The sequence below is a fragment of the Burkholderia sp. 10_S31 genome (assembly GCF_056930375.1).
This window is the reverse complement of record NZ_JBXOWK010000001.1, coordinates 3121840-3142572: the sequence shown is the minus strand read 5'-3', so window position 1 is coordinate 3142572 and position 20733 is coordinate 3121840. Positions and strand designations below refer to the sequence as shown.

The window sequence follows — 20733 nt, the reverse complement described above, 5'->3', positions numbered from 1 at the left end:
ACGGACCAATCCTTAACGCTTCGTTAAGCGCGTGACCGCGCATCCGTTTCGACCGGCAACGCGTGCGCGCCATCGATCCGAACGGCATCGGCTGACGGCAACGCGATCACGATGCCGAGGCCGATGCCGTCGATGCCGGGCCCGAACTGCACGGTGCCGCCGAAGTATTGCGCAATGCGCTGGACGATCGACAGCCCGAGCCCGCTGCCGGGCGACTGCGTGCCGATACCGCGATAGAAGCGGTCGCCGAGCCGCTCGTGTTCGCCGGCGGCGACGCCCGGCCCGTCGTCGCGCACGACAATGCGTTGCCCGGCGCCGTCGTCGTGTACGTCGATCTCGATGCGGCCGCCTTGCCGGCCGTACTTGATCGCATTGTCGAGAAGATTGTCGAGCAGGATGCCAAGGAGGATCGGATCGGCCTGGATCGCGCGTGTCGCGCCGCCACCGGCGATGATGTCGATGGCCTTGTCCGATGCCCGCGCGCGGTGGCGGTCGATGGCGGTATCGACCAGTTCCCGGACGACGACGGCGCGGGCCGGAATGCGTTCGTATTCGTCGAGCCGGGCAAGCAGCAGCAACTGCTCGGCGAGACGCGCGCTGCGGTCGACGCCTTGCACCACGCGCTGCATGGCGAGCTGCTTGCCCGCCGCATCGTCGGTTGCGAGCGCGACCTGCGCCTGAACCTTGATCGCGGCCAGCGGCGTCTTGAGTTCGTGTGCCGCGTCGGACGTGAAGGCCCGCTCGCGCACGATGGATTGCCGCAGCCTGGCGAGCAGGCGGTCGATCGCATCGACCAGTGTGCGGACCTCTTCCGGGACGGTGGCGATGCCGAGCGGTTCGAGCGAGCGCGCGTCGCGCGCACCGATCAGCGTCGACAGCGTCTTCAGCGGCGCGAGGCTGCGCCCGATCAGATACCAGAGGAGCAACGCCAGCACCGGGAGCGCGACGATCAGCGGCCAGACGATGCCGCGCGCGATGCCCGTCGCGAGATCGCTGCGCGTGTTGGCCGGTTCCATCACCCGTATCCATCGCCCCGACGCGTTGTCGCGCAGCGTGTGCGTGCGCCATTGCATGCCGCGAACGACGATCGTGGCGGGGGCGTCGCTCCGGTCCGCTGCATCGGGCACGCCGGGGGCGTTGGCCGGAAGGCTCGATGCGACGACATTGCCTCGCGCGTCACGGACTTCGAACAGCACGTCGCGCGGCAGACGATCGCCGTCGTTTTCACGGGCGGCGGGCGATGTGACGCGATCCAGTTCGATGCGCGCATCGGGCGGGATGCGGGCGAGGCGGTCGAGATCGGCCGGTGCGAGATCGACCAGCAACGACGCATATTCGACGAGACGGGCGTCTTCCCATTCGCCGATCTCGCGCGTCGCATGCCGGAAGCTGCCGAACACGGCGACGATCCACACGACGACGACGCAGCCAAGCGCCATCGACGAAACGCGGCGCCGTATCGAGCGCGAGTTCATGATCTGTCGACGACGTAACCGATCCCGCGTACGGTGCGGATCAGCTCTGCGCCGAGCTTTTTGCGCAGATTCGAAATATGAACCTCGATCGCGTTGCTTTCGAGGCCGTCCTGCCATCCGTACAGGCCGTCTTCGAGACGCGCCCGCGATTGCGGCATGCCTTGATGGCTGACGAGCAGAACCAGGATCGCCCACTCCCGCGCCGTCAGCGCGATGCGCGAGGCATCGCGCGTGACCGTATGGGTCGTCAGGTCGATCGTGATGTCGCGCCAGACGATTTCGTCGCCGGCGCGCCCCTGGGAGCGGCGCACGAGCGCGCGACAGCGGGCGAGCACCTCGGACAGCTCGAACGGCTTCGCGAGATAGTCGTCCGCGCCGTCGTCGAGCCCGCGGACGCGATCGGCCACGGTGCCGCGCGCGGTCAGTACCAGCACCGGTGTCGTATCGCCCGCATCCCGCAGCGCGCGCAGCAGCTCCGTTCCCGATTTTCCGGGCAGACCGAGGTCGAGCACGACGAGCGCGAAACGTGTCGTCGCAAGCGCCGTGGCGGCGGCCTCGCCATCGCGCAGCCAGTCGACGTGATAGCCGGCCTGGCCCAGGCTGAATTCAAGGCCGCTGCCGATCAGATCGTCGTCTTCAACAAGGAGGAGTCGCATGGTCGATTCGTGTGCAGGCGTCTGCGATCGCGTGCGCCCGACTGTGCGCGCAATGCAACGGATTGTAATTGAGCCGTCTCAAACGTCGCCGATTCTGAAGAACGCTTAAGGTTTGCCGTCGGCATTCCCGCTACCATCGGCCACGATATTTCAGCGGCGTCCGTCGTTTCCCTTCAATTCGGTTTCAGATCGATCCGCGCTGCGCGAACGGGAGTTTCTTCACCGTGACATCCTCGACGATCGGGCGCTGGCGAGCCCACCTGCTGATCGCTGCACTGGCCGCCATGTTCATTCAATGTTTCGTGCTGATGTCGCTGCTCGTCTTGCGCGTGCCCGAAGCATTCTTCACCACGACGATATTTCGCGCATGGGTCTTCGTTGCCGTCGGGACCGCCATCCTTTCGGCCCGCAAGCTGTCCGACGCGGCGTTCAGGGCAGCGGTCGTCTGCGGACACGTGCGCGTGACCGGAATCGATCGACGCACGGTAGTCGTGTCATCTGATTGCGCATACCGTTTGCTTGTCGTCCTTCATATCAGGCTCAACGGGAACCGGTTCGCCCGGGTGTACGCGTAAGCGCACCTTCGCGCCTGCCGGCTCCGGTGCCGGGATGGCATGGGCAACCACGGGGGGAAGCATGGTTTTGCTGCATCTGTTGCACCGGCTGGGCCCGGCAATGTCGATCGCCTGCGGGATCAGCGCGATGCTGGGCATTGCATACGTCGTCGTGGCGAGCGTGTTGATCGGCCGGTTCTTTGCCCGGCCCGGGGCAGCGCCGCGCGACTATCCGGGCGTGACCGTCGCGAAGCCGCTGCACGGCGACGAATGGCATCTCGTTCAGCATCTCGAAAGCTTCTTCGTGCAGGATTATCCGGGGCCGGTTCAGTACCTGTTCGGCGTGCACGATGCGAGCGACGCCGCGCTTGCGGCCGTCGACGCGCTGCGCGCGCGCTATCCCGGCGCGAACATCAAGGCAGTCGCGGATGCGCGGCTTTACGGACCGAACCGCAAGATCGCCAATCTCGTCAACATGCTCGAACACGCGGAGTATTCGGTGCTCTGTCTTGCCGACAGCGACGTGCTGGTCGAGCCCGATTATTTGCGCGCCGTCGTCGGTGCGCTACAGCAGACGAATGTCGGGATCGTGACGAGCGTGTATCGCGGCGTCGCATCGCCCGGCTTCTGGCCCGATGTTGCCGCCGCGATGACGAATTTCCACTTCCTGCCCGGCGTCGTCACCGGTCTCTTCATCGGGCGCGCGCGGCCGTGCTTCGGCCAGACGATTGCGATCACGCGCGCGACGCTCGAACGCATCGGCGGGCTGACGCGCTTCGCGCATCATCTGGCCGAGGATCACGCGCTCGGCGAGGCGGTTCGGCAGATGGGCGCCCATGTCGCGATTCCGCCGTTCGTCGTCGGGCATGCGTGCGTCGAAGAAACGTTCGCGACCCTGTTTGCGCATGAATTGCGCTGGAGCCGCACGATCCGCGCGGCCGATCGGCTCGGGCATGCCGGCTCGGTACTGATGCACCCGCTGCCGCTTGCGCTGCTGGCGGTGCTGCTGTCCGGCGGCGCGGCGGCCGCCTGCTGGTTGACGGCCGCGGCGCTCGCCGCGCGGGCATTACTGGTGCTCAGGACGATCCGTGCGGCCGGCGCCGGCATGCGCGGTGCAATCTGGCTGCCGTTCGTGGATATCCTGCAGTTTGCGATTTTCGTATCGAGCTTCTTTTCGTCGCAGGTCGTCTGGCGCGGCACGCGCTTTCGCGTCGACCGCGAAGGGATGCTGTCACCGGTGAGCGAGTCATGACGCAACGGGAAACGAGCCCCGGCGACACCCGCGCGGAGCAGCCGCCCGCGCGCGGCGACGCGCGGCTCCGGCATGCGGGGCGCGCGGCCGCGCTCGCCGGCCTGGCGATCGCGGTATGGCTGATCTGGCGCGAGCATCCGCTGGAAATCCTGCATCGCCTGCAGACCGCAGGCGCCGGGCTGGTGGTCGCGGCGCTGGCCCATATTCTGCCGATGCTCGCGAATGCGTGGGACTGGCGGATGCTGATCGCCGGCCGGAGGCGGCCATCCTTCGCGACGATGCTGAAACTCGTCTGGATTCGCGAATCGATCAACGGACTGTTGCCGGTCGCGCGGATCGGCGGCGAAATCGTCTCGTTCGGTTTGCTGCGGCAGGCGGGCGTGCGGCCGGCGACCATCGTGGCGAGCCTCGTCGCCGACATGCAGCTGACGCTGATCAGCCAATTGGTGTTCGCGCTGGCCGCGATCGGCTACGTGCTGGGGCATGTGTCGTCCGATGCCGCGCGCGTGGCCGCGAACCTTGCCATCGGCATGGCAGCGCTGGTGCCGGTGCTGCTGCTGTTCGCGCTGGTGCAGCATGCGCGGCCGTTCGAACGCGCGATGCGGGTGGTCAATCATGTGACGAGCGGCAAGGTGGTTGCGCTCGTCGGCGAGTCGGCGCGCACCGATCAGTCGATCCGGATGATCTGGCGCAGGACCGGTATCGTCGTCCGCTATCTGGCGATCTGGCAGACGCTGCAATTCATCGGTTACTCGCTGGAAATCTGGCTCGCGCTCCACTTTCTCGGTGCCGATCCGACCTTCGCGCAGGCGCTTGCGATCGAGGCGCTGATCCAGTTGCTGAGCAGTGTCGCGTTCGCGATGCCGGGCGGACTGGGCGTGCAAGAGGGCGGGTTCGTGCTGATCGGCGGACTGCTCGGGTTCGACGCGCCGACCTGCCTGGCGCTGGCCGGTGCCCGCCGCGTGCGCGATCTGCTGTTCTATCTGCCGGGCTTGCTGGCGTGGCAGCATGCAGCCGGCGCGGCGCGCGCGCCGGGTGGAACGAAACGCGCATCGATACGCATCGGGGAATCCGCCGGGCCGCGCTGATGCGGCCCGGTGCGGCCTTGCCTGCCGGGCGGACCGCGGCGATGCCGCCGCACGCCGGGCGGCGCGGCCATCACCGCCGTTCGTCGGCGATGTAGCTGCGGATCACGTCGGCGAACGACGTGTCGCCCTTCAGCCCGAGCGCTTCCGCGCGCGTCGTGTCCCAGCGGCCCGGCCAGCTGCCGACGATCTTCTCGATACGTTCGTCCGGCGCATGGCGGATCAGCTTCACGACGTCGTCGCCCGCGACTTCGCGCAGCGCCGCGATCATTTCGTCGACCGACACCGACAGGCCGGGCAGGTTGATCACGCGCTTGTTGCCGAGTTTCTCGCCGTCGATCTCGCAGCCCGCGACGAGCGCTTCGATCGCGCCGCGCGGCGACAGCAGCCACAGCCGCGTCGAACCTGGCACCGGGCACACGCTTTCCTCGCCGTTCAGCGGCTCGCGGATGATGCCGCTCGCGAACGACGACGCGGCCGCGTTCGGGCGGCCCGGCCGCACGCTGATGGTCGGCAGCCGCAGCACGCGGCCGTCGACGAAGCCGCGCCGCGCGTAGTCGCACAGCAGCAGCTCGGCGATCGCCTTCTCCGCGCCGTACGACGATTGCGGATTCAGCGCGGTGTCGTCCTGCACGACGTCGGGCAGCACGCCGCCGTAGACCGCCACCGAGCTCGTGAACACGACGCGGGGACGATGGCCGCGCGCGCGGCACACCTCGAGCAGCGTGCGCGACGCGTCGAGATTGATCCGCATGCCGAGATCGAAATCGGCCTCGGCCTGCCCGCTGACGATCGCCGCGAGATGGAAGATCGCGCCCGTCTGCGTGTCGATCGCGCTTTCGAGCACCGCGCGATCGGCGATGTCGCCGACGATCGAGCGCACGCGCGCATCGCCGAAATCGCTGCCCTGGACGACGTCGAGCAGCACCAGCTCGTCGATCCTGCCGGTCCGGCCGTCGGGGCCGGTCAGCTCGCCGCGTTCGAGCAGCTTGCGCGCGAGACGCTGACCGAGAAAGCCGGCGCCGCCGGTGATCAGTACTTTCATGTTGTAAGCCCTCTTGGAATTGCTTGAATTACAGGTACGGCTTGAGCCAGCCAAGGCCTTCCGACGTGCCGGCCTTCGGGCGATATTCGCAGCCGATCCAGCCGTCATAGCCGAGTGCATCGATCAGCTCGAACAGGTACGGATAGTTGAGCTCGCCGACATCCGGCTCGTGGCGCTCGGGCACGCCGGCGATCTGGATATGGCCGATGCCCGCGAAATCGCGCTTGAGCTTCATCGCGAGGTCGCCCTCGACGATCTGGCAGTGATAGCAGTCGAACTGCACCTTCAGGTTTGGCGCGCCGACTTCGGCGCAGATCTCGTGCGCATCGTCCTGGCGGCTCAGGAAATAGCCGGGCATGTCGCGCTGGTTGATCGGCTCGATCAGGACCGTGATGCCGTGCGCGAAGGCGGCCTGCGCCGCATGCCGCAGATTCGCCACGTAGGTATCGCGATGGCGCGCGCGGTCGGCGCCCGGCGCGACCATCCCGGCCATCACGTGCAGCTTCCTGTTGCCGAGCACGCGCGCATAGTCGAGTGCCTGGTCGATGCCGCGCCGGAATTCGTCTTCGCGGCCCGGCAGCGACGCGATGCCGCGCTCGCCGGCGGCCCAGTCGCCGGGCGGCGCGTTGAACAGCGCCTGCTCGAGGTTGTGCGCGTCGAGGCGTGCGCGGATGTCCTCGGCGGCGAAGTCGTACGGGAACAGGTACTCGACGGCCTTGAAGCCGTCGTACGAGGCGGCGGCGAAGCGTTCGAGGAACGCGTGCTCGGTGTACATCATCGAGAGGTTGGCGGCGAAGCGGGGCATGGCAGCGGGTCCTGTGAGTGAATGGGGCGGGGCGCACGGCGCCCCGCGACGCATGATGGATCGGCGGGCGGCGGATCAGCGGATCAGCGGTTCACGAGTTTCGCGGGCGTGAGCCACACGGCGATCGCACCGATCACGAGCATCGCAGCGAGCACGTACATGCCGGACGACGTGCTGTGCGTGACGTCCTTCAGGTAGCCGATCACGTACGGGCTCGCGAACCCGGCGAGGTTGCCGACCGAGTTGATGATCGCGATCCCGGCGGCCGCGGCGGAGCCGGCGAGGAACGCGGTCGGCAGCGACCAGAACAGCGGTGCGCAGGTCAGCACGCCGCCGGCCGCGAGCGACAGGAACACGATCGATACCGCCGTATTGTGCGAGTACGACGCGGCGACTGCAAACCCGACCGCGCCCATCAGCGCTGGCACGATCAGGTGCCAGCGGCGTTCGCGGCGCTTGTCCGCGCTGTGGCCGAACAGGTTCATCACGACGATCGCGACGGCGAACGGAATCGCCGACAGCAGGCCGATCTGGAACGTATCGGTGATGCCGGTCGACTTGACGAGCGTCGGCATCCAGAACGTGAGGCCGTACTGGCCGGTGACGAACGCGAAGTAGATCAGCGACATCCACCACATGCGCGGGTCGGAGAACACGGCCTTCAGCGAATGGCCGTGCTTCTGTTGTTCCTGCGGCTGTGCGGCGATTTCATTCTCGAGCAGCTGCTTCTCGCGCTCGTCGAGCCACTTCGCACTGCGGATGCTGTTGTCGAGATACAGGATCGTCGCGATGCCGACGAGCACGGCCGGCACGGCCTCGATCATGAACATCCACTGCCAGCCGTGAAAGCCCGAACCGCCATGAAAGCGTTCCATGATCCAGCCCGACAGCGGGTTGCCGAAGATGCCCGACACCGGAATCGCCGACATGAACACCGCGATGATCTTCGCGCGGCGATGCGACGGGAACCAGTACGTGAGGTACAGGATCACGCCCGGATAGAAGCCGGCTTCCGCGAGACCGAGCAGGAAGCGCAGCACGTAGAACTGCGTCGGCGTCTTCACGAACGCGAACACCGCCGACAGCAGGCCCCACGTGATCATGATCCGCGCGATCCAGATGCGCGCGCCGATGCGGTGCATCAGCAGGTTGCTCGGCAGCTCGAACAGGAAGTAGCCGAGGAAGAAGATGCCGGCGCCGAGGCCGAACACGGTTTCGCTGAACGCGAGGTCCTGCGACATCTGCAGCTTCGCGAAGCCGACGTTCACGCGGTCGAGATAGGCGACCACGTAGCAGAGCATCAGGAACGGCACGATGCGCCAGAACACTTTCTTGTAGGTGCGGTCGAGCTCGCCCGATTGGGCGGGCGCGGCGGGCGAGCGGCTTGCGGCCGCGTCGAGAGCAGTCATCGTCGTCTCCAGGATATTGTGCGCCGGCGGCGCGTACGCCGCCGGATCGTGTGTGTGCTGACGGAAAGACCCGCGCACACGGCGGGTATGGGAATCGGTTTGCAGTCCTGCTTGATTCGTGCGCGACGCGTTGCGTTACCAGCGTGCGCCGAAGGCCTGGCGCAGCGCGTCGAGCGCCGCGTCGGACAGCGGTTCGGGCTTCGGGTTAGTCATCAGCCACAGTCGCGCGGTTTCCTCGAGCTCCTCGAGCGCATACGACGCGTGCGACACCGACGGGCCCCACATCACCGGGCCGAGGCGGTCGAGCAGCACGCCGCGCACCTGGTCGGCGAGCGCCGCGACTTCGGCCGCGACGGCCGGGTCGCCGGGGCGGCGATAGCGGATCAACGGAATGTGGCCGACCTTCATCACGTAGTACGGCGTGATCGGCGGCAGCACGTCGGTGTCGCGCCACACGCCCGCGAGCGTCAGCGCGACGAGGTGCGTCGAATGCGTATGGACGATGCCGTTGGTCTCGGTGTTGCGCGCGTAGATCCCGTGATGCAGCGCGAGCGTCTTCGACGGCTTGCCGCCCGATACCGGCTGGCCGTCGAGCCCGACCTTCGCGATGTCGTTCGGGTCGAGGCGGCCGAGGCACGCATCGGTCGGCGTGATCAGCCAGCCGTCGGCCAGCCGCGCGCTGATGTTGCCGGCGCTGCCGACCGCGTGGCCGCGCGCATACAGGCTCGCGCCGACGGCGCAGATCTCTTCGCGCAGTTTCGCTTCGTCGCTCATCATGCGGCTCCGTCGAGTGCGCGCAGCGCCTTGTCGAAAAAGTCCACCGTGCCGAAGTTGCCGGATTTCAGCGCGAGGCCGAGCGGCGGCGCGTCGATGGTGGCGGTGGCCGGCACGCCCGGATCGATCTGTGCGCCGATCTGCAGCGACTTCACGTCGAGCGCCTGCACGACCGCGCCGGACGTCTCGCCGCCGGCGACGACGAACTTGCGCACGCCGAGCTCGCGCAGGCCGCGGGCGATCGCCGCGAGCGTGCTTTCGACGAGATGGCCGGCCGCTTCCACGCCGAGCGCCTGCTGGACGGCCTTCACTTCGTCGGGCGTCGCGGTTGCATAGATCAGCACGGGTTGTGGCAGGTGCGAGCGTGCGAACGCGAGCGCTGCGTCGACGACAGGTTCGCCGCGCGCTGCCGCGAGCGGATCGATCCTGAAGCTCGGACGGCTTGCGCACCACGCGGCGACCTGTGCGTTGGTCGCTTTCGACGCGCTGCCGGCGAGCACCGCCGACAACCCGTCGATGCGCGGCAGTGATGCCGCGTTGTCGCGCGCGGACAGCAGCCCCGCGCGGCGGAAATTCTCCGGCAGGCCGAGCGCGACGCCCGAGCCGCCCGTGACGAGCGGCAGGTTCGCGCACGCTTCGCCCAGTACGTGCAGGTCGTGATCGGACAATGCGTCGGCGATCGCGAAGCGCGCGCCGTTCGCGCGCAGCGCGTCGATGCGCGCACGCACGGCGGCCGCGCCCTGCGCGATCGTGTCGTAGCGGATCAGGCCGACCTGCGACGTCGTCTGCCGCTGCAGCACGCGCACGAGGTTCGCGTCCTTCATCGGCGTGAGCGGATGGTTCTCCATCCCCGATTCGTTCAGCAGCACGTCGCCGACGAACAGGTGGCCGCGGAAGATCGTGCGGCCGTTCTCGGGGAAGGCCGGGCACGCGATCGCGAAGCCGCCGCCAGCCGCATCGAGCAGCGCGTCGGCGACGGGCCCGATGTTGCCCGCGTCGGTCGAGTCGAACGTCGAGCAATACTTGAAGAAGAATTGCCGGCAGCCCTGCGCGCGCAGCCATTCGTAAGCGGCGAGCGATTGCGCAACGGCGTCGGCGGCGGGAATCGTGCGCGACTTCAGCGCGACGACGATCGCGTCGGCGTCGACCATGGTGTCTGCGGTGCCGCCGGCGGGCACGCCGATCGTCTGCACGGTGCGCATGCCGCTCTTGACGAGCATGTTCGCGAGGTCGGTCGCGCCGGTGAAATCGTCGGCGATGCAGCCGAGCAGGGGACGGGAAGCGGAAGCGGTCATGGCGGGAACGTCGTTCGAATCAGCGGGCGGGCGGCAGCGTGATGCCGGGGAAAGTCTTGATCACGGCGGAATCGTCCTCGCCGCCGTGGCCGGCGCTCGATGCGCTCATGAACATCTGGTGCGCGGTGGCCGACAGCGGCAGCGGGAACTTGCTGCGGCGCGCGGTATCGAGCACGAGGCCGAGATCCTTCACGAAGATGTCGACCGCCGACAGCGGCGTGTAGTCGCCGTTCAGGATGTGCGGCACACGGTTCTCGAACATCCACGAATTGCCCGCGCTGTGCGTGATCACGTCGTACAGCGCGTCGGCATCGACGCCTTCGCGCAGGCCGAGCGCCATCGCCTCGGCGGCCGCCGCGATATGCACGCCGGCCAGCAGCTGGTTGATGATCTTCACTTTCGAGCCGATGCCGTGCGTATCGCCGAGGCGATAGACCTTGCCGGCGATCGCGGCGAGCACGTCGTCGCAGCCGGCATACGCGGCGGCGGGGCCCGACGTCATCATCGTCATCTCGCCCGACGCCGCGCGTGCGGCGCCGCCGGACACCGGCGCGTCGAGCATCTGCAGGCCCGCGGCCTCGATGCGCGCGCCGAGTGCGACCGCGAAGTCGGGCGCGACGGTCGCGCTCGCGATCACGACGCCGCCCGGCTTCATCGACGCAACCGCGCCGTGCTCGCCGAACAGCACCGTTTCAGTCTGTGCGGCATTGACGACGAGCGTGACGACGGCGTCGCACTGCGCGCCTAGTTCGGCCGGGCTCGCGCAGGCCACGCCGCCTTCGGCCGCGAACGCCTGCAGCACGGTGTCGCGCACGTCGCATGCGTGCACGCGGAACCCCGCGCGCAGCAGCGAGCGGGCGACGCCGAGGCCCATCGCGCCGAGGCCGATGACTCCAACATTTCGTGACATGGTCAACCTTGATCGATTCGAGAGAGGTTCGGGATAACGACGGCGCCGGATCAGCCCGCGCCGCCGCATTCAGCAATCAGCAGATGCCGGCTTCCGCGAGACGGCGGGCGGCGTTGTACATGTGGGTGCGCGCGGCATTGCGTGCCGCCATCGGGTCACGCGCGCGGATCGCGTCGGTGATCGCCGCGTGTTCCTCGCGCACCTGCCGCGAGAAATCCTCGCGCGTCGCTTCGTTGCGTCGCGTGACCTTCACGCCGGCCTCGAGGTACTGGTTCAGGAACTGCAGCGTCTTCAGGAAATACGGGTTGCCGGTGACGGCCGCGATCGTGCGGTGGAACGCGACGTCTTCAGCGACGCCGTCGCGCCCTTCAGCCACGGCATCGTCGATCCTGCGCAGCGCGTCGTCGATGTCGGCCATGTCGTCGTCCGTGTGATGCAGCGCGGCTTCGGCCGCGACTTCAGCCTCGATCGCGCGGCGCACCGCGAGCAGGTGCGGCAGCGAGCTCGCCTCGACGGCTTCCGCGTAGTCGATCCGCAGCGGCCGGATCGCGCCGTGCTGGTTCACGTACACGCCGCTGCCCTGGCGCGGCTCGACCACGCCTTCGTTCTTCAAGCGCGAGATCGCCTCGCGGATCACGGTGCGGCTCACGCCGAATTCCTGCGCAAGCACGGCTTCCGTCGGCAGCTTGCCGGTGGCCGAGAAACTGCCGACTTCGATCTGCTTGAGCAACTGTTGCGCGACGTGGTCGCTCATCGCACGGGCGGGAATTTTCTCGAACATGGCGCTCTAGTTTGTAAGGTGATGTGGTCATCATACAAATTTGAGCGGACGTCAGCATCCGGGATAACCCTCGATTAACGGGGCGCAACGTCGGTCAAGTTGATTGGAGCCGGTTCCAAATGGGGCGAACAGGCGGCGATCGTGTGCGATTCGATGCGCGGTCCAAGGGGGAGATGCGCGCCGGCGGCGCCGCGCGATTGTCAGTCGGCGATGTCTTCGACGGGATCCGGATCGGGATCGGCCGCGGCCGGCACGTCGGCTTCCGCGACCTCCCCACCGCGCTCGCGATAGGTCGCCGGCGGCACGCCGAACTGCTTGCGGAATTCGCGGCCGAGGTGCGACGCGTCGGCGAACCCGCAGCTCGACGCGATATCGGCGACGGTGCGGTCGGAACTGGTCAGCAGCCAGGCGGCCGTGCGCAGCCGCACCTGCTTCGCGAACGCCTGCGGGCTCTTGCCCGTCTCGGCCTTGAACAGCCGCTCGAGCTGGCGCGTCGACATGTCGAGCTTGCACGCGAGTTCCTCGAGCGGCAGCGCGCGCCCGACATGCTGTTCCATCAGGAGAATCGCGCGCTTGACCTTCGGGTGCGTGGCCGGCTCGAGACCGGGCGGATGCGGCTGCGGCGCATTGCCTTTCTGCATCTCGCCGACGAGCAGGATGCGCAACGCCTTCTGGACGGTCGCATGGTCGAAATGGCGCAGCAGGATCGCGGCGGCGACATCGATCGATGCGCGGCCGCCCGAGCAGGTGATGCGGCGCCGGTCGATCACGAACAGGCGGTCGGCGATCAGCAGGTCCGGATCGGCGCGCGGGAAGCGTTCGATGAAATCCCAGTAGTGGAACCAGCTCACGCAGGTGCGGTAGCCGTCGAGCACGTTCGCGCGCATCAGCGTAAACACGCCCGTGCAGATCCCGACGACCGTCGCGCCGCCCGCCCCCGCGCGGCGAATGAACTCGAGCGTTTCGGGGCCGGCTTGCGGCCCCGAATGCAGCAGCCCGCCAACCACGACGACGTAGTCGAACGGCTCGGCGTTCTCGAAGGTTTCCCACGGCGTGATCTGGATCCCGCAGCTCGCGCGCACCGGCGCCAGCGTCTCGCCGATCACGCTCCACGCGCAGCGCACCGGCTTGCTGTAGTCGCCGTCGTCGGCCGACAGCCGCAGCATGTCGACGAACCCCGAGAAGGCCGTGAGCGTGAAGTTCGGCAGCAGCACGATGCCGAAGCGGATGCGCTGCGGCGCCGGTTCGGCGAGGGGGGAAGCGGGTACGTCGGGTGTCATCGCGGTCAATCTCGTCACGCCGGGAAGGCGGGTCTCACTCATTTCACACTGTTTGCGGGGAGGTCTGCCGGGCGGCACAGGCGCCGGCCGACTTGTGCTTTTGCGTCGCCAACCATCGCCAAAGCGCACTTTCGGACCGTCCTGCGCGGGGCTTGGCGCCGGTATCCCACGCCGATGCCGTTTTTGTTCTATCGGCCAATTTTACGCTTTGATGTACTGATGCCAACGACATTTCACGTACGTCCACCCAGAGGAAGCCAGATGAACGTCAGCGCGTTCGACCTGTTCAAGATCGGCATCGGCCCGTCCAGTTCGCACACGGTCGGCCCGATGATTGCCGCTTGCCGCTTCGCGTCGCATATCGAGGACGCGAACCTGCTCGGCTTCGTGCGCCGTGTGCGGGTCGAACTATACGGCTCGCTCGGTGCAACGGGCAAGGGCCACGGCACCGACAAGGCGGTGCTGCTCGGCCTCGAAGGCCACCTGCCGGATACGATCGATCCGGACCTGATTGAGCCGCGGCTCGCCGAGATCCGCGCGGAGAAGTCGCTGTCGCTGCTCGGCAAGCAGACGATCCGCTTCGACGAGAAGGAGAACATCGGCTTCTATCGCAAGCTGATGAGCGGCACGAGCATCGTGCACCCGAACGGGATGCGCTTCCAGGCGTTCGACGAGCACGGCCAGTTGCTCGTCGAGAAAGAGTATTACTCGATCGGCGGCGGCTTCGTCGTGAATCGCGATGGCGATCGCGTGAACGGCGTGCGCGCCGCGGCCGAAGTGCCGTATCCGTTCCGTACCGGCGACGACCTGATGCGCCAGTGCCGCGAACACGGGCTGTCGATCGCCGAGCTGATGCTGCGCAACGAATGCACGCTGCGCCCCGAGGACGAAGTGCGCGCCGGGCTGCTCGCAATTTGGCGCACGATGGCCGCGTGCGTCGAGCGCGGCTGCAAGGTCGAGGGCGACCTGCCGGGCCCGATGCGCGTGAAGCGCCGCGCGGCCGAACTGAACGGGCGCCTGCGTGAGCGTTCGGAGGAGTCGCTGCGCGATCCGCTGTCGATGCTCGACTGGGTCAACCTGTATGCAATGGCCGTCAACGAGGAAAACGCGGCGGGCGGCCGGGTCGTCACCGCGCCCACCAACGGCGCGGCCGGTGTGATTCCCGCGGTGCTGCACTACTACGTGAAATTCGTGCCGGGCTCGAACGAAGCCGGCATCGTCGAATTCCTGCTGACGGCCGCGGCGATCGGGATCATCTACAAGGAAACCGCATCGATTTCCGGTGCGGAAGTCGGTTGCCAGGGCGAAGTGGGCGTCGCGTGCTCGATGGCCGCGGCCGCACTCGCCGCGGTGATGGGCGGCACGCCCGACCAGGTCGAGAACGCGGCAGAAATCGGCATGGAGCACAACCTCGGCATGACCTGCGACCCGGTCGGCGGGCTCGTGCAGATCCCGTGCATCGAACGCAACGCGATGGGCGCGATCAAGGCGCTGAACGCGTCGCGGATGGCGCTCAAGGGTAACGGCCAGCACTACGTCTCGCTTGATTCGGTGATCAAGACGATGCGCGAGACGGGTGCCGACATGAAGACGAAATACAAGGAAACGTCGCGCGGCGGTCTCGCCGTGAACGTCATCGAATGCTAACGAAGGATCACTAACATGAGCCGCTACTCGATATTCAGCCTGTTCCGCAACGGCCTCTCGTATCACGAGAACTGGGAAAAGCAGTGGAAGAGCCCGGAACCGAAGAAGGAATACGACGTCGTGATCGTCGGCGGCGGCGGCCACGGCCTCGCGACCGCCTACTATCTCGCGAAGGAACACGGGATCACGAACGTCGCGATCCTCGAGAAGGGCTGGATCGGCGGCGGCAACACCGCGCGCAACACGACGATCGTGCGCTCGAACTACCTGTGGGACGAATCGGCCGCGCTGTACGAGAAGGCGATGAAGCTGTGGGAAGGGCTGTCGCAGGATCTCAACTACAACGTGATGTTCAGCCAGCGCGGCGTGATGAACCTCGCGCACACGCTGCAGGACGTGCGTGACACCGAGCGTCGCGTGAACGCGAACCGGCTGAACGGCGTCGACGCCGAATTCCTGACGCCCGCGCAGATCAAGGAAATCGAGCCGACGATCAACCTGAACAGCCGCTACCCGGTGCTCGGCGCATCGATCCAGCGCCGTGCGGGTGTCGCGCGTCACGACGCGGTGGCCTGGGGCTTCGCGCGCGGCGCGGACCGCGCCGGTGTCGACATCATCCAGAACTGCCAGGTGACGGGCATTCGCCGCGAAGGCGGTGCGGTGGTCGGCGTCGATACGGTGAAGGGCTTCATCAAGGCGAAGAAGGTCGCGGTGGTGGCGGCAGGCAACACGACGACGCTCGCCGACATGGCCGGCGTGCGCCTGCCGATCGAAAGCCACCCGCTGCAGGCGCTGGTGTCCGAGCCGATCAAGCCGGTGGTCAACTCGGTGATCATGTCGAACGCGGTGCACGCGTACATCAGCCAGTCCGACAAGGGCGACCTCGTGATCGGTGCGGGTATCGACCAGTACACGGGTTTCGGCCAGCGCGGCAGCTTCCACGTCATCGAAAGCACGCTGCAGGCAATCGTCGAGATGTTCCCGGTGTTCTCGCGCGTGCGGATGAACCGCCAGTGGGGCGGCATCGTCGACGTGTCGCCGGACGCGTGCCCGATCATCACGAAGACGGACGTGAAGGGCCTCTATTTCAACTGCGGCTGGGGTACCGGCGGCTTCAAGGCGACGCCGGGCTCGGGCTGGGTGTTCGCGCACACGATCGCCCGCGACGAACCGCATCCGCTGAACGCGCCGTTTGCGCTCGACCGCTTCTACACGGGTCACCTGATCGACGAGCACGGCGCAGCCGCCGTGGCGCACTAACCCGACGACCATTGGAGAAAGAAACATGTTGCTGATCGAATGTCCGTGGTGCGGGCCGCGCGCCGAATCCGAGTTCACGTGCGGCGGTGAAGCCGACATCGTGCGCCCGGTTGCAAACGAGAACATGACCGACCGCGAATGGGGCGAATACGTGTTCATGCGTGAGAACAAGCGCGGTATCCATCGCGAGCAGTGGCTGCACACGCAGGGCTGCCGCCGCTGGTTCAAGGTGACGCGCGACACGGTCACCTACGATATCAAGGGCTACGAAAAGTTCGGTGGCGCAGCTGCCGGCAACGCACACGAAGAGGGCACGAGCAAATGAGCCAGAAAGACCGCCTCGGCACCGGTGGCCGCATCAATCGCGCGATTCCGTTGACGTTCACGTTCAACGGCCGCACGTATCAGGGCTTCCAGGGCGACACGCTCGCGTCCGCGCTGCTCGCGAACGGCGTGCACTTCGTCGCGCGCAGCTTCAAGTACCACCGTCCGCGCGGGATCGTGACGGCGGACGTCGCGGAACCGAATGCCGTCGTGCAGCTCGAAACCGGCCCGTACACGGTGCCGAACGCGCGCGCGACCGAGATCGAGCTGTACCAGGGCCTCGTCGCGACGAGCGTGAACGCCGAACCGTCGCTCGAGAACGACAAGTATGCGATCAACCAGAAGCTCTCGCGTTTCATGCCGGCCGGGTTCTACTACAAGACCTTCATGTGGCCGCGCAACATGTGGCCGAAGTACGAAGAGAAGATCCGCGAGGCAGCCGGCCTCGGCAAGGCGCCTGAGGTGCTCGACGCCGATCGCTACGACAAATGCTACGCGCACTGCGACGTGCTCGTGGTCGGCGGTGGCCCGTCGGGCCTCGCCGCCGCGCATGCGGCCGCGACGGCCGGCGCGCGCGTGATCCTCGTCGACGACCAGCGCGAACTCGGCGGCAGCCTGCTGTCGTGCCGCGCGGAGATCGACGCGAAGCCGGCGCAGCAGTGGGTCGAGAAGATCGAGGCCGAACTGCGCAAGCTGCCCGACGTGACGATCCTGTCGCGCAGCACCGCGTTCGGCTACCAGGACCACAACCTCGTGACGGTCACGCAGCGCCTGACCGATCACCAGCCGGTATCGATGCGCAAGGGCACGCGAGAGCTGCTGTGGAAGGTCCGCGCGAAGCGCGTGATCCTCGCGACCGGCGCGCACGAGCGTCCGATCGTGTTCGGCAACAACGACCTGCCGGGCGTGATGCTCGCCGGCGCGGTGTCCACTTACATCCATCGCTACGGCGTGCTGCCGGGCCGCGACGTGGTCGTGTTCACGAACAACGATCGTGCGTACCAGACCGCGCTCGACCTGAAGGCATGCGGTGCGAAGGTGACGGTCGTCGATTCGCGCGCATCGTCGAACGGTGCGTTGCCGGCGGCGGCAAAGCGGCAGGGCGTGACGGTGATGAGCGGTGCGGTCGTCACGGCTGCTTCGGGCAAGTGGCGCGTATCGTCGGTCGACATCGCGTCCTACTCGAACGGCAAGACGGGCAGCAAGATGCAGTCGCTGTCGTGCGATCTCGTCGCGATGTCGGGCGGCTTCAGCCCGGTGCTGCACCTGTTCGCGCAGTCGGGCGGCAAGGCGTGCTGGAACGACGAGAAGGCGTGCTTCCTGCCGGGCAAGCCCGTGCAGGCCGAAGCGAGCGTCGGTGCGGCCGCGGGCGAGTTCGGTCTCGCACGTGCGCTGCGGCTCGCGCTCGACGCCGGCGCCGAAGCGGCGAAGGCCGCGGGTTACGCGGCCGCGAAGCGCCCCGTCGCGCCGCAGGTCGCCGAAACCGTCGAAGGCGCGCTGCAGCCGTTGTGGCTGGTCGGCAGCCGCGAGGCCGCCCCGCGCGGACCGAAGCAGTTCGTCGACTTCCAGAACGACGTGGCAGCCGCCGACATCCTGCTGGCCGCGCGCGAAGGCTTCGAGTCGGTCGAACACGTGAAGCGCTACACCGCGATGGGCTTCGGCACCGACCAGGGCAAGCTCGGCAACATCAACGGGATGGCGATCCTCGCGCAGGCGCTCGGCAAGACGATTCCGGAAACGGGTACGACGACGTTCCGCCCGAACTACACGCCCGTATCGTTCGGTACGTTCGCGGGCCGCGAGACGGGCGACTTCCTCGACCCGATCCGCAAGACGGCCGTGCATGAATGGCACGTCGAGCACGGCGCGATGTTCGAGGACGTCGGCAACTGGAAGCGGCCGTGGTACTTCCCGAAGAAGGGCGAGGACCTGCATGCGGCCGTGAAGCGCGAATGCCTCGCGGTGCGCAACAGCGTCGGCATCCTCGACGCGTCGACGCTCGGCAAGATCGACATCCAGGGTCCGGACGCGGTGAAGCTGCTGAACTGGATGTACACGAACCCGTGGAACAAGCTCGAGATCGGCAAGTGCCGCTACGGGCTGATGCTCGACGAAAACGGGATGGTGTTCGACGACGGCGTGACGGTGCGCCTCGCCGACCAGCATTTCATGATGACGACGACGACCGGCGGCGCGGCGCGCGTGCTCACGTGGCTCGAGCGCTGGCTGCAGACCGAATGGCCCGACATGAAGGTGCGGCTCGCGTCCGTCACCGATCACTGGGCGACGTTCGCGGTGGTTGGCCCGAAGAGCCGCAAGGTCCTGCAGAAGGTGTGCCAGGACATCGACTTCGGCAACGACGCGTTCCCGTTCATGAGCTACCGGAACGGCACCGTCGCGGGCGCGAAGGCGCGCGTGATGCGGATCAGCTTCTCGGGCGAACTGGCCTATGAAGTGAACGTGCCGGCCAACGCGGGTCGCGCGGTATGGGAAGCGCTGATGGCGGCCGGTGCCGAGTTCGACATCACGCCGTACGGCACCGAGACGATGCACGTGCTGCGCGCGGAGAAGGGCTACATCATCGTCGGCCAGGACACCGACGGCTCGATCACGCCGTACGACCTCGGGATGGGCGGGGTCGTCGCGAAATCGAAGGACTTCCTCGGCAAGCGTTCGCTGTCGCGCTCGGATACGTCGAAGGAAGGTCGCAAGCAGTTCGTCGGCCTCCTGACCGAAGACGAACAGTTCGTGCTGCCGGAAGGCGCGCAGATCATCGCGAAGGACACGCAGGTGTCGGCGACCGATCCGACGCCGATGCTCGGCCACGTGACGTCGAGTTATTACAGCCCGATCCTGAAGCGCTCGATCGCGCTGGCGGTGGTGAAGGGCGGCCTGAACAAGATGGGCGAGAGCGTCGTGATTCCGCTGGCCAACGGCAAGCGCATCACCGCGAAGATCTCGAGCCCGGTTTTCTACGATACCGAAGGGGTGCGCCAGAATGTGGAATGAAACGAGAAACCAGGCACCGGTGGCGGGCGCGGGCGTGACGCTTGAATCGCCGTTCGTCGGCGCGGCCGATGTGCTGAAGCCGCACCAGGCACGCGCATCCAAGAAGTTCATGCTGCGCGAGCGGCCGTTCCTCGACCTCGTGAACGTGCGCGGCGAGCTGAGCGACCCGGCATTCGTCAGCGCGTTCGAGCGCGTGGTCGGCTGCCGGCCGCCGTCGACGCCGAACACGGTCGCACGCGGCGCCGAGTACGACGTGCTGTGGCTCGGTCCCGACGAGTGGTTCGTACGCTCGAACGGCCCCGTGCCGGCGGGCGTGCTCGAGGCGCAGCTCGCCGAGGCCGTGCAGGGCCTGTACGCAGCAGCCGTCGACGTCGGCAGCGGCTACACGGTTGTCGAGATCAGCGGCGAACGCGTACGCGACGTGATCGCGCGCGGCTGCCCGCTCGATCTGCATCCGCGTGTGCTGAAGCCAGGCCAGTGCGCGCAGTCGCACTACTTCAAGTCGCCGATCACGCTGATCCCGACCGGTGACGATACGTTCGAGATCGTCCTGCGTCGCAGCTTCGCCGACTATTTCGTGCGCATCATGCTCGACGCCGCGGCGCCGCTCGCATCATGAAGCCGTTCGACGAACCGTTCGTGGCGATCGACGCGCCGCGCCTGCGCGGGCGTGGCTGGAGCGTGTTCGTCGACGAACTGAAGGTGCCTGCGCGAATCGGCATCCACGCACACGAGCACGAGGCGCCGCAGCCGATTGTGATCGATGCGCGGCTCGGGTATCGCTGCGAGCCGAGCGAGCAGGGCGAGTGGATCGATTACGACGGCTACTGCGCGCGCGTCGCGTCGTTCCTGTCGCACAAGCCGCATACGCGGCTGCTCGAAACGCTCGTCGCCGATCTCGCGGTGCTGTCGTTCCGCGAATGGCCCGCGCTGGAGTCGCTGACGCTGTCGATGTACAAGCCGAAGATCCGGCCGGGGACGAAGCGCGTCGGCGTGTCGCTCGACTGGACGCGCGGGGATTACCTGCGGTGGACGGGGGCGGCGGGGCAGCTGTGAGCGGGTGGTGCCGGGTCGGGGCGATCCGGTCAACAAGGGCGGCGGCGCGAAAGCGTCGCCGCCCTTGTTTTTAATTCCTGGAATATCAGAATAAGGACGGGCGGGTTGCCAGTGCC

19 protein-coding genes are annotated in these 20733 nt (G+C 67.3%); 9 read left to right on the top strand and 10 right to left on the bottom strand.

Features of this window, described 5'->3' with window-relative positions; translation table 11 throughout:
• Positions 1-23: 23 nt before the first annotated feature.
• Together AC1Z3W_RS14130 and AC1Z3W_RS14125 are read right to left on the bottom strand one after the other, a co-directional pair.
• Positions 24-1475: an ATP-binding protein gene (locus AC1Z3W_RS14130; RefSeq protein ID WP_483507782.1), complete on the bottom strand. Its 1452-nt coding sequence runs from the start codon at positions 1473-1475 to the stop codon at positions 24-26.
• Entirely contained in the window at positions 1472-2131 is a 660-nt protein-coding gene (locus tag AC1Z3W_RS14125; RefSeq protein WP_175826231.1) for a response regulator, read from the bottom strand. Before AC1Z3W_RS14125 ends, AC1Z3W_RS14130 begins: the two co-directional genes overlap by 4 nt.
• 224 nt (positions 2132-2355) lie before the next feature.
• Between AC1Z3W_RS14125 and AC1Z3W_RS14120 the strand changes: the two genes are divergently transcribed.
• From AC1Z3W_RS14120 to AC1Z3W_RS14110, 3 genes are all read left to right on the top strand, one after another.
• Positions 2356-2706, top strand: a complete 351-nt coding sequence (locus AC1Z3W_RS14120; RefSeq protein WP_063791552.1) for a hypothetical protein — start codon at positions 2356-2358, stop codon at positions 2704-2706.
• A gap of 61 nt (positions 2707-2767) precedes the next feature.
• Entirely contained in the window at positions 2768-3937 is a 1170-nt protein-coding gene (gene hpnI / locus AC1Z3W_RS14115) for a bacteriohopanetetrol glucosamine biosynthesis glycosyltransferase HpnI (protein WP_057927601.1), read from the top strand.
• Positions 3934-5025, top strand: a complete 1092-nt coding sequence (locus tag AC1Z3W_RS14110; RefSeq protein ID WP_057927600.1) for a lysylphosphatidylglycerol synthase domain-containing protein — start codon at positions 3934-3936, stop codon at positions 5023-5025. The genes hpnI and AC1Z3W_RS14110 overlap by 4 nt, the downstream gene beginning before the upstream one ends.
• Before the next feature lie 70 nt (positions 5026-5095).
• On the opposite strand, the gene denD is transcribed toward AC1Z3W_RS14110, so the two are convergent.
• From denD to AC1Z3W_RS14070, 8 genes are all read right to left on the bottom strand, one after another.
• On the bottom strand, positions 5096-6067 hold the full coding sequence (gene denD, locus AC1Z3W_RS14105; protein WP_483507781.1) for a D-erythronate dehydrogenase: 972 nt from the start codon (positions 6065-6067) through the stop codon (positions 5096-5098).
• A 28-nt stretch (positions 6068-6095) separates the two neighbouring features.
• Positions 6096-6872, bottom strand: a complete 777-nt coding sequence (gene otnI, locus AC1Z3W_RS14100; protein WP_057927598.1) for a 2-oxo-tetronate isomerase — start codon at positions 6870-6872, stop codon at positions 6096-6098.
• Between the two features lie 83 nt (positions 6873-6955).
• Positions 6956-8281 carry an MFS transporter gene (locus AC1Z3W_RS14095; protein WP_057927626.1) on the bottom strand — a complete coding sequence of 442 codons (1326 nt, stop codon included), beginning with the start codon at positions 8279-8281 and terminating at the stop codon, positions 6956-6958.
• 135 nt (positions 8282-8416) lie between these two features.
• On the bottom strand, positions 8417-9058 hold the full coding sequence (gene otnC, locus AC1Z3W_RS14090; RefSeq protein WP_483507780.1) for a 3-oxo-tetronate 4-phosphate decarboxylase: 642 nt from the start codon (positions 9056-9058) through the stop codon (positions 8417-8419).
• Entirely contained in the window at positions 9055-10350 is a 1296-nt protein-coding gene (gene otnK / locus AC1Z3W_RS14085; RefSeq protein WP_483507779.1) for a 3-oxo-tetronate kinase, read from the bottom strand. Before otnK ends, otnC begins: the two co-directional genes overlap by 4 nt.
• Before the next feature lie 19 nt (positions 10351-10369).
• Entirely contained in the window at positions 10370-11329 is a 960-nt protein-coding gene (gene ltnD, locus AC1Z3W_RS14080) for an L-threonate dehydrogenase (RefSeq protein ID WP_483507778.1), read from the bottom strand.
• A 7-nt stretch (positions 11330-11336) separates the two neighbouring features.
• A complete protein-coding gene (locus AC1Z3W_RS14075) occupies positions 11337-12041 on the bottom strand; it encodes a FadR/GntR family transcriptional regulator (protein WP_057927594.1) in 705 nt (234 codons plus the stop codon).
• A 200-nt stretch (positions 12042-12241) separates the two neighbouring features.
• A complete protein-coding gene (locus AC1Z3W_RS14070; RefSeq protein WP_124833843.1) occupies positions 12242-13321 on the bottom strand; it encodes a GlxA family transcriptional regulator in 1080 nt (359 codons plus the stop codon).
• Positions 13322-13582: 261 nt separating this feature from the next.
• Between AC1Z3W_RS14070 and AC1Z3W_RS14065 the strand changes: the two genes are divergently transcribed.
• From AC1Z3W_RS14065 to AC1Z3W_RS14040, 6 genes are read left to right on the top strand one after another with little or no spacing between them, the layout of a single operon-like run.
• Positions 13583-14968, top strand: a complete 1386-nt coding sequence (locus AC1Z3W_RS14065; protein WP_057927592.1) for an L-serine ammonia-lyase — start codon at positions 13583-13585, stop codon at positions 14966-14968.
• A 15-nt stretch (positions 14969-14983) separates the two neighbouring features.
• Entirely contained in the window at positions 14984-16228 is a 1245-nt protein-coding gene (locus AC1Z3W_RS14060; RefSeq protein WP_057927591.1) for a sarcosine oxidase subunit beta family protein, read from the top strand.
• Between the two features lie 25 nt (positions 16229-16253).
• Positions 16254-16553 carry a sarcosine oxidase subunit delta gene (locus AC1Z3W_RS14055; RefSeq protein ID WP_059534095.1) on the top strand — a complete coding sequence of 100 codons (300 nt, stop codon included), beginning with the start codon at positions 16254-16256 and terminating at the stop codon, positions 16551-16553.
• Complete coding sequence (locus AC1Z3W_RS14050; RefSeq protein WP_057927589.1) at positions 16550-19561, top strand: sarcosine oxidase subunit alpha family protein; 3012 nt, start codon at positions 16550-16552, stop codon at positions 19559-19561. The genes AC1Z3W_RS14055 and AC1Z3W_RS14050 overlap by 4 nt, the downstream gene beginning before the upstream one ends.
• On the top strand, positions 19551-20180 hold the full coding sequence (locus AC1Z3W_RS14045) for a sarcosine oxidase subunit gamma (protein ID WP_057927588.1): 630 nt from the start codon (positions 19551-19553) through the stop codon (positions 20178-20180). The genes AC1Z3W_RS14050 and AC1Z3W_RS14045 overlap by 11 nt, the downstream gene beginning before the upstream one ends.
• Positions 20177-20617, top strand: a complete 441-nt coding sequence (locus AC1Z3W_RS14040; protein ID WP_006749884.1) for a dihydroneopterin aldolase — start codon at positions 20177-20179, stop codon at positions 20615-20617. Before AC1Z3W_RS14045 ends, AC1Z3W_RS14040 begins: the two co-directional genes overlap by 4 nt.
• The last annotated feature ends 116 nt before the right edge of the window (positions 20618-20733 follow it).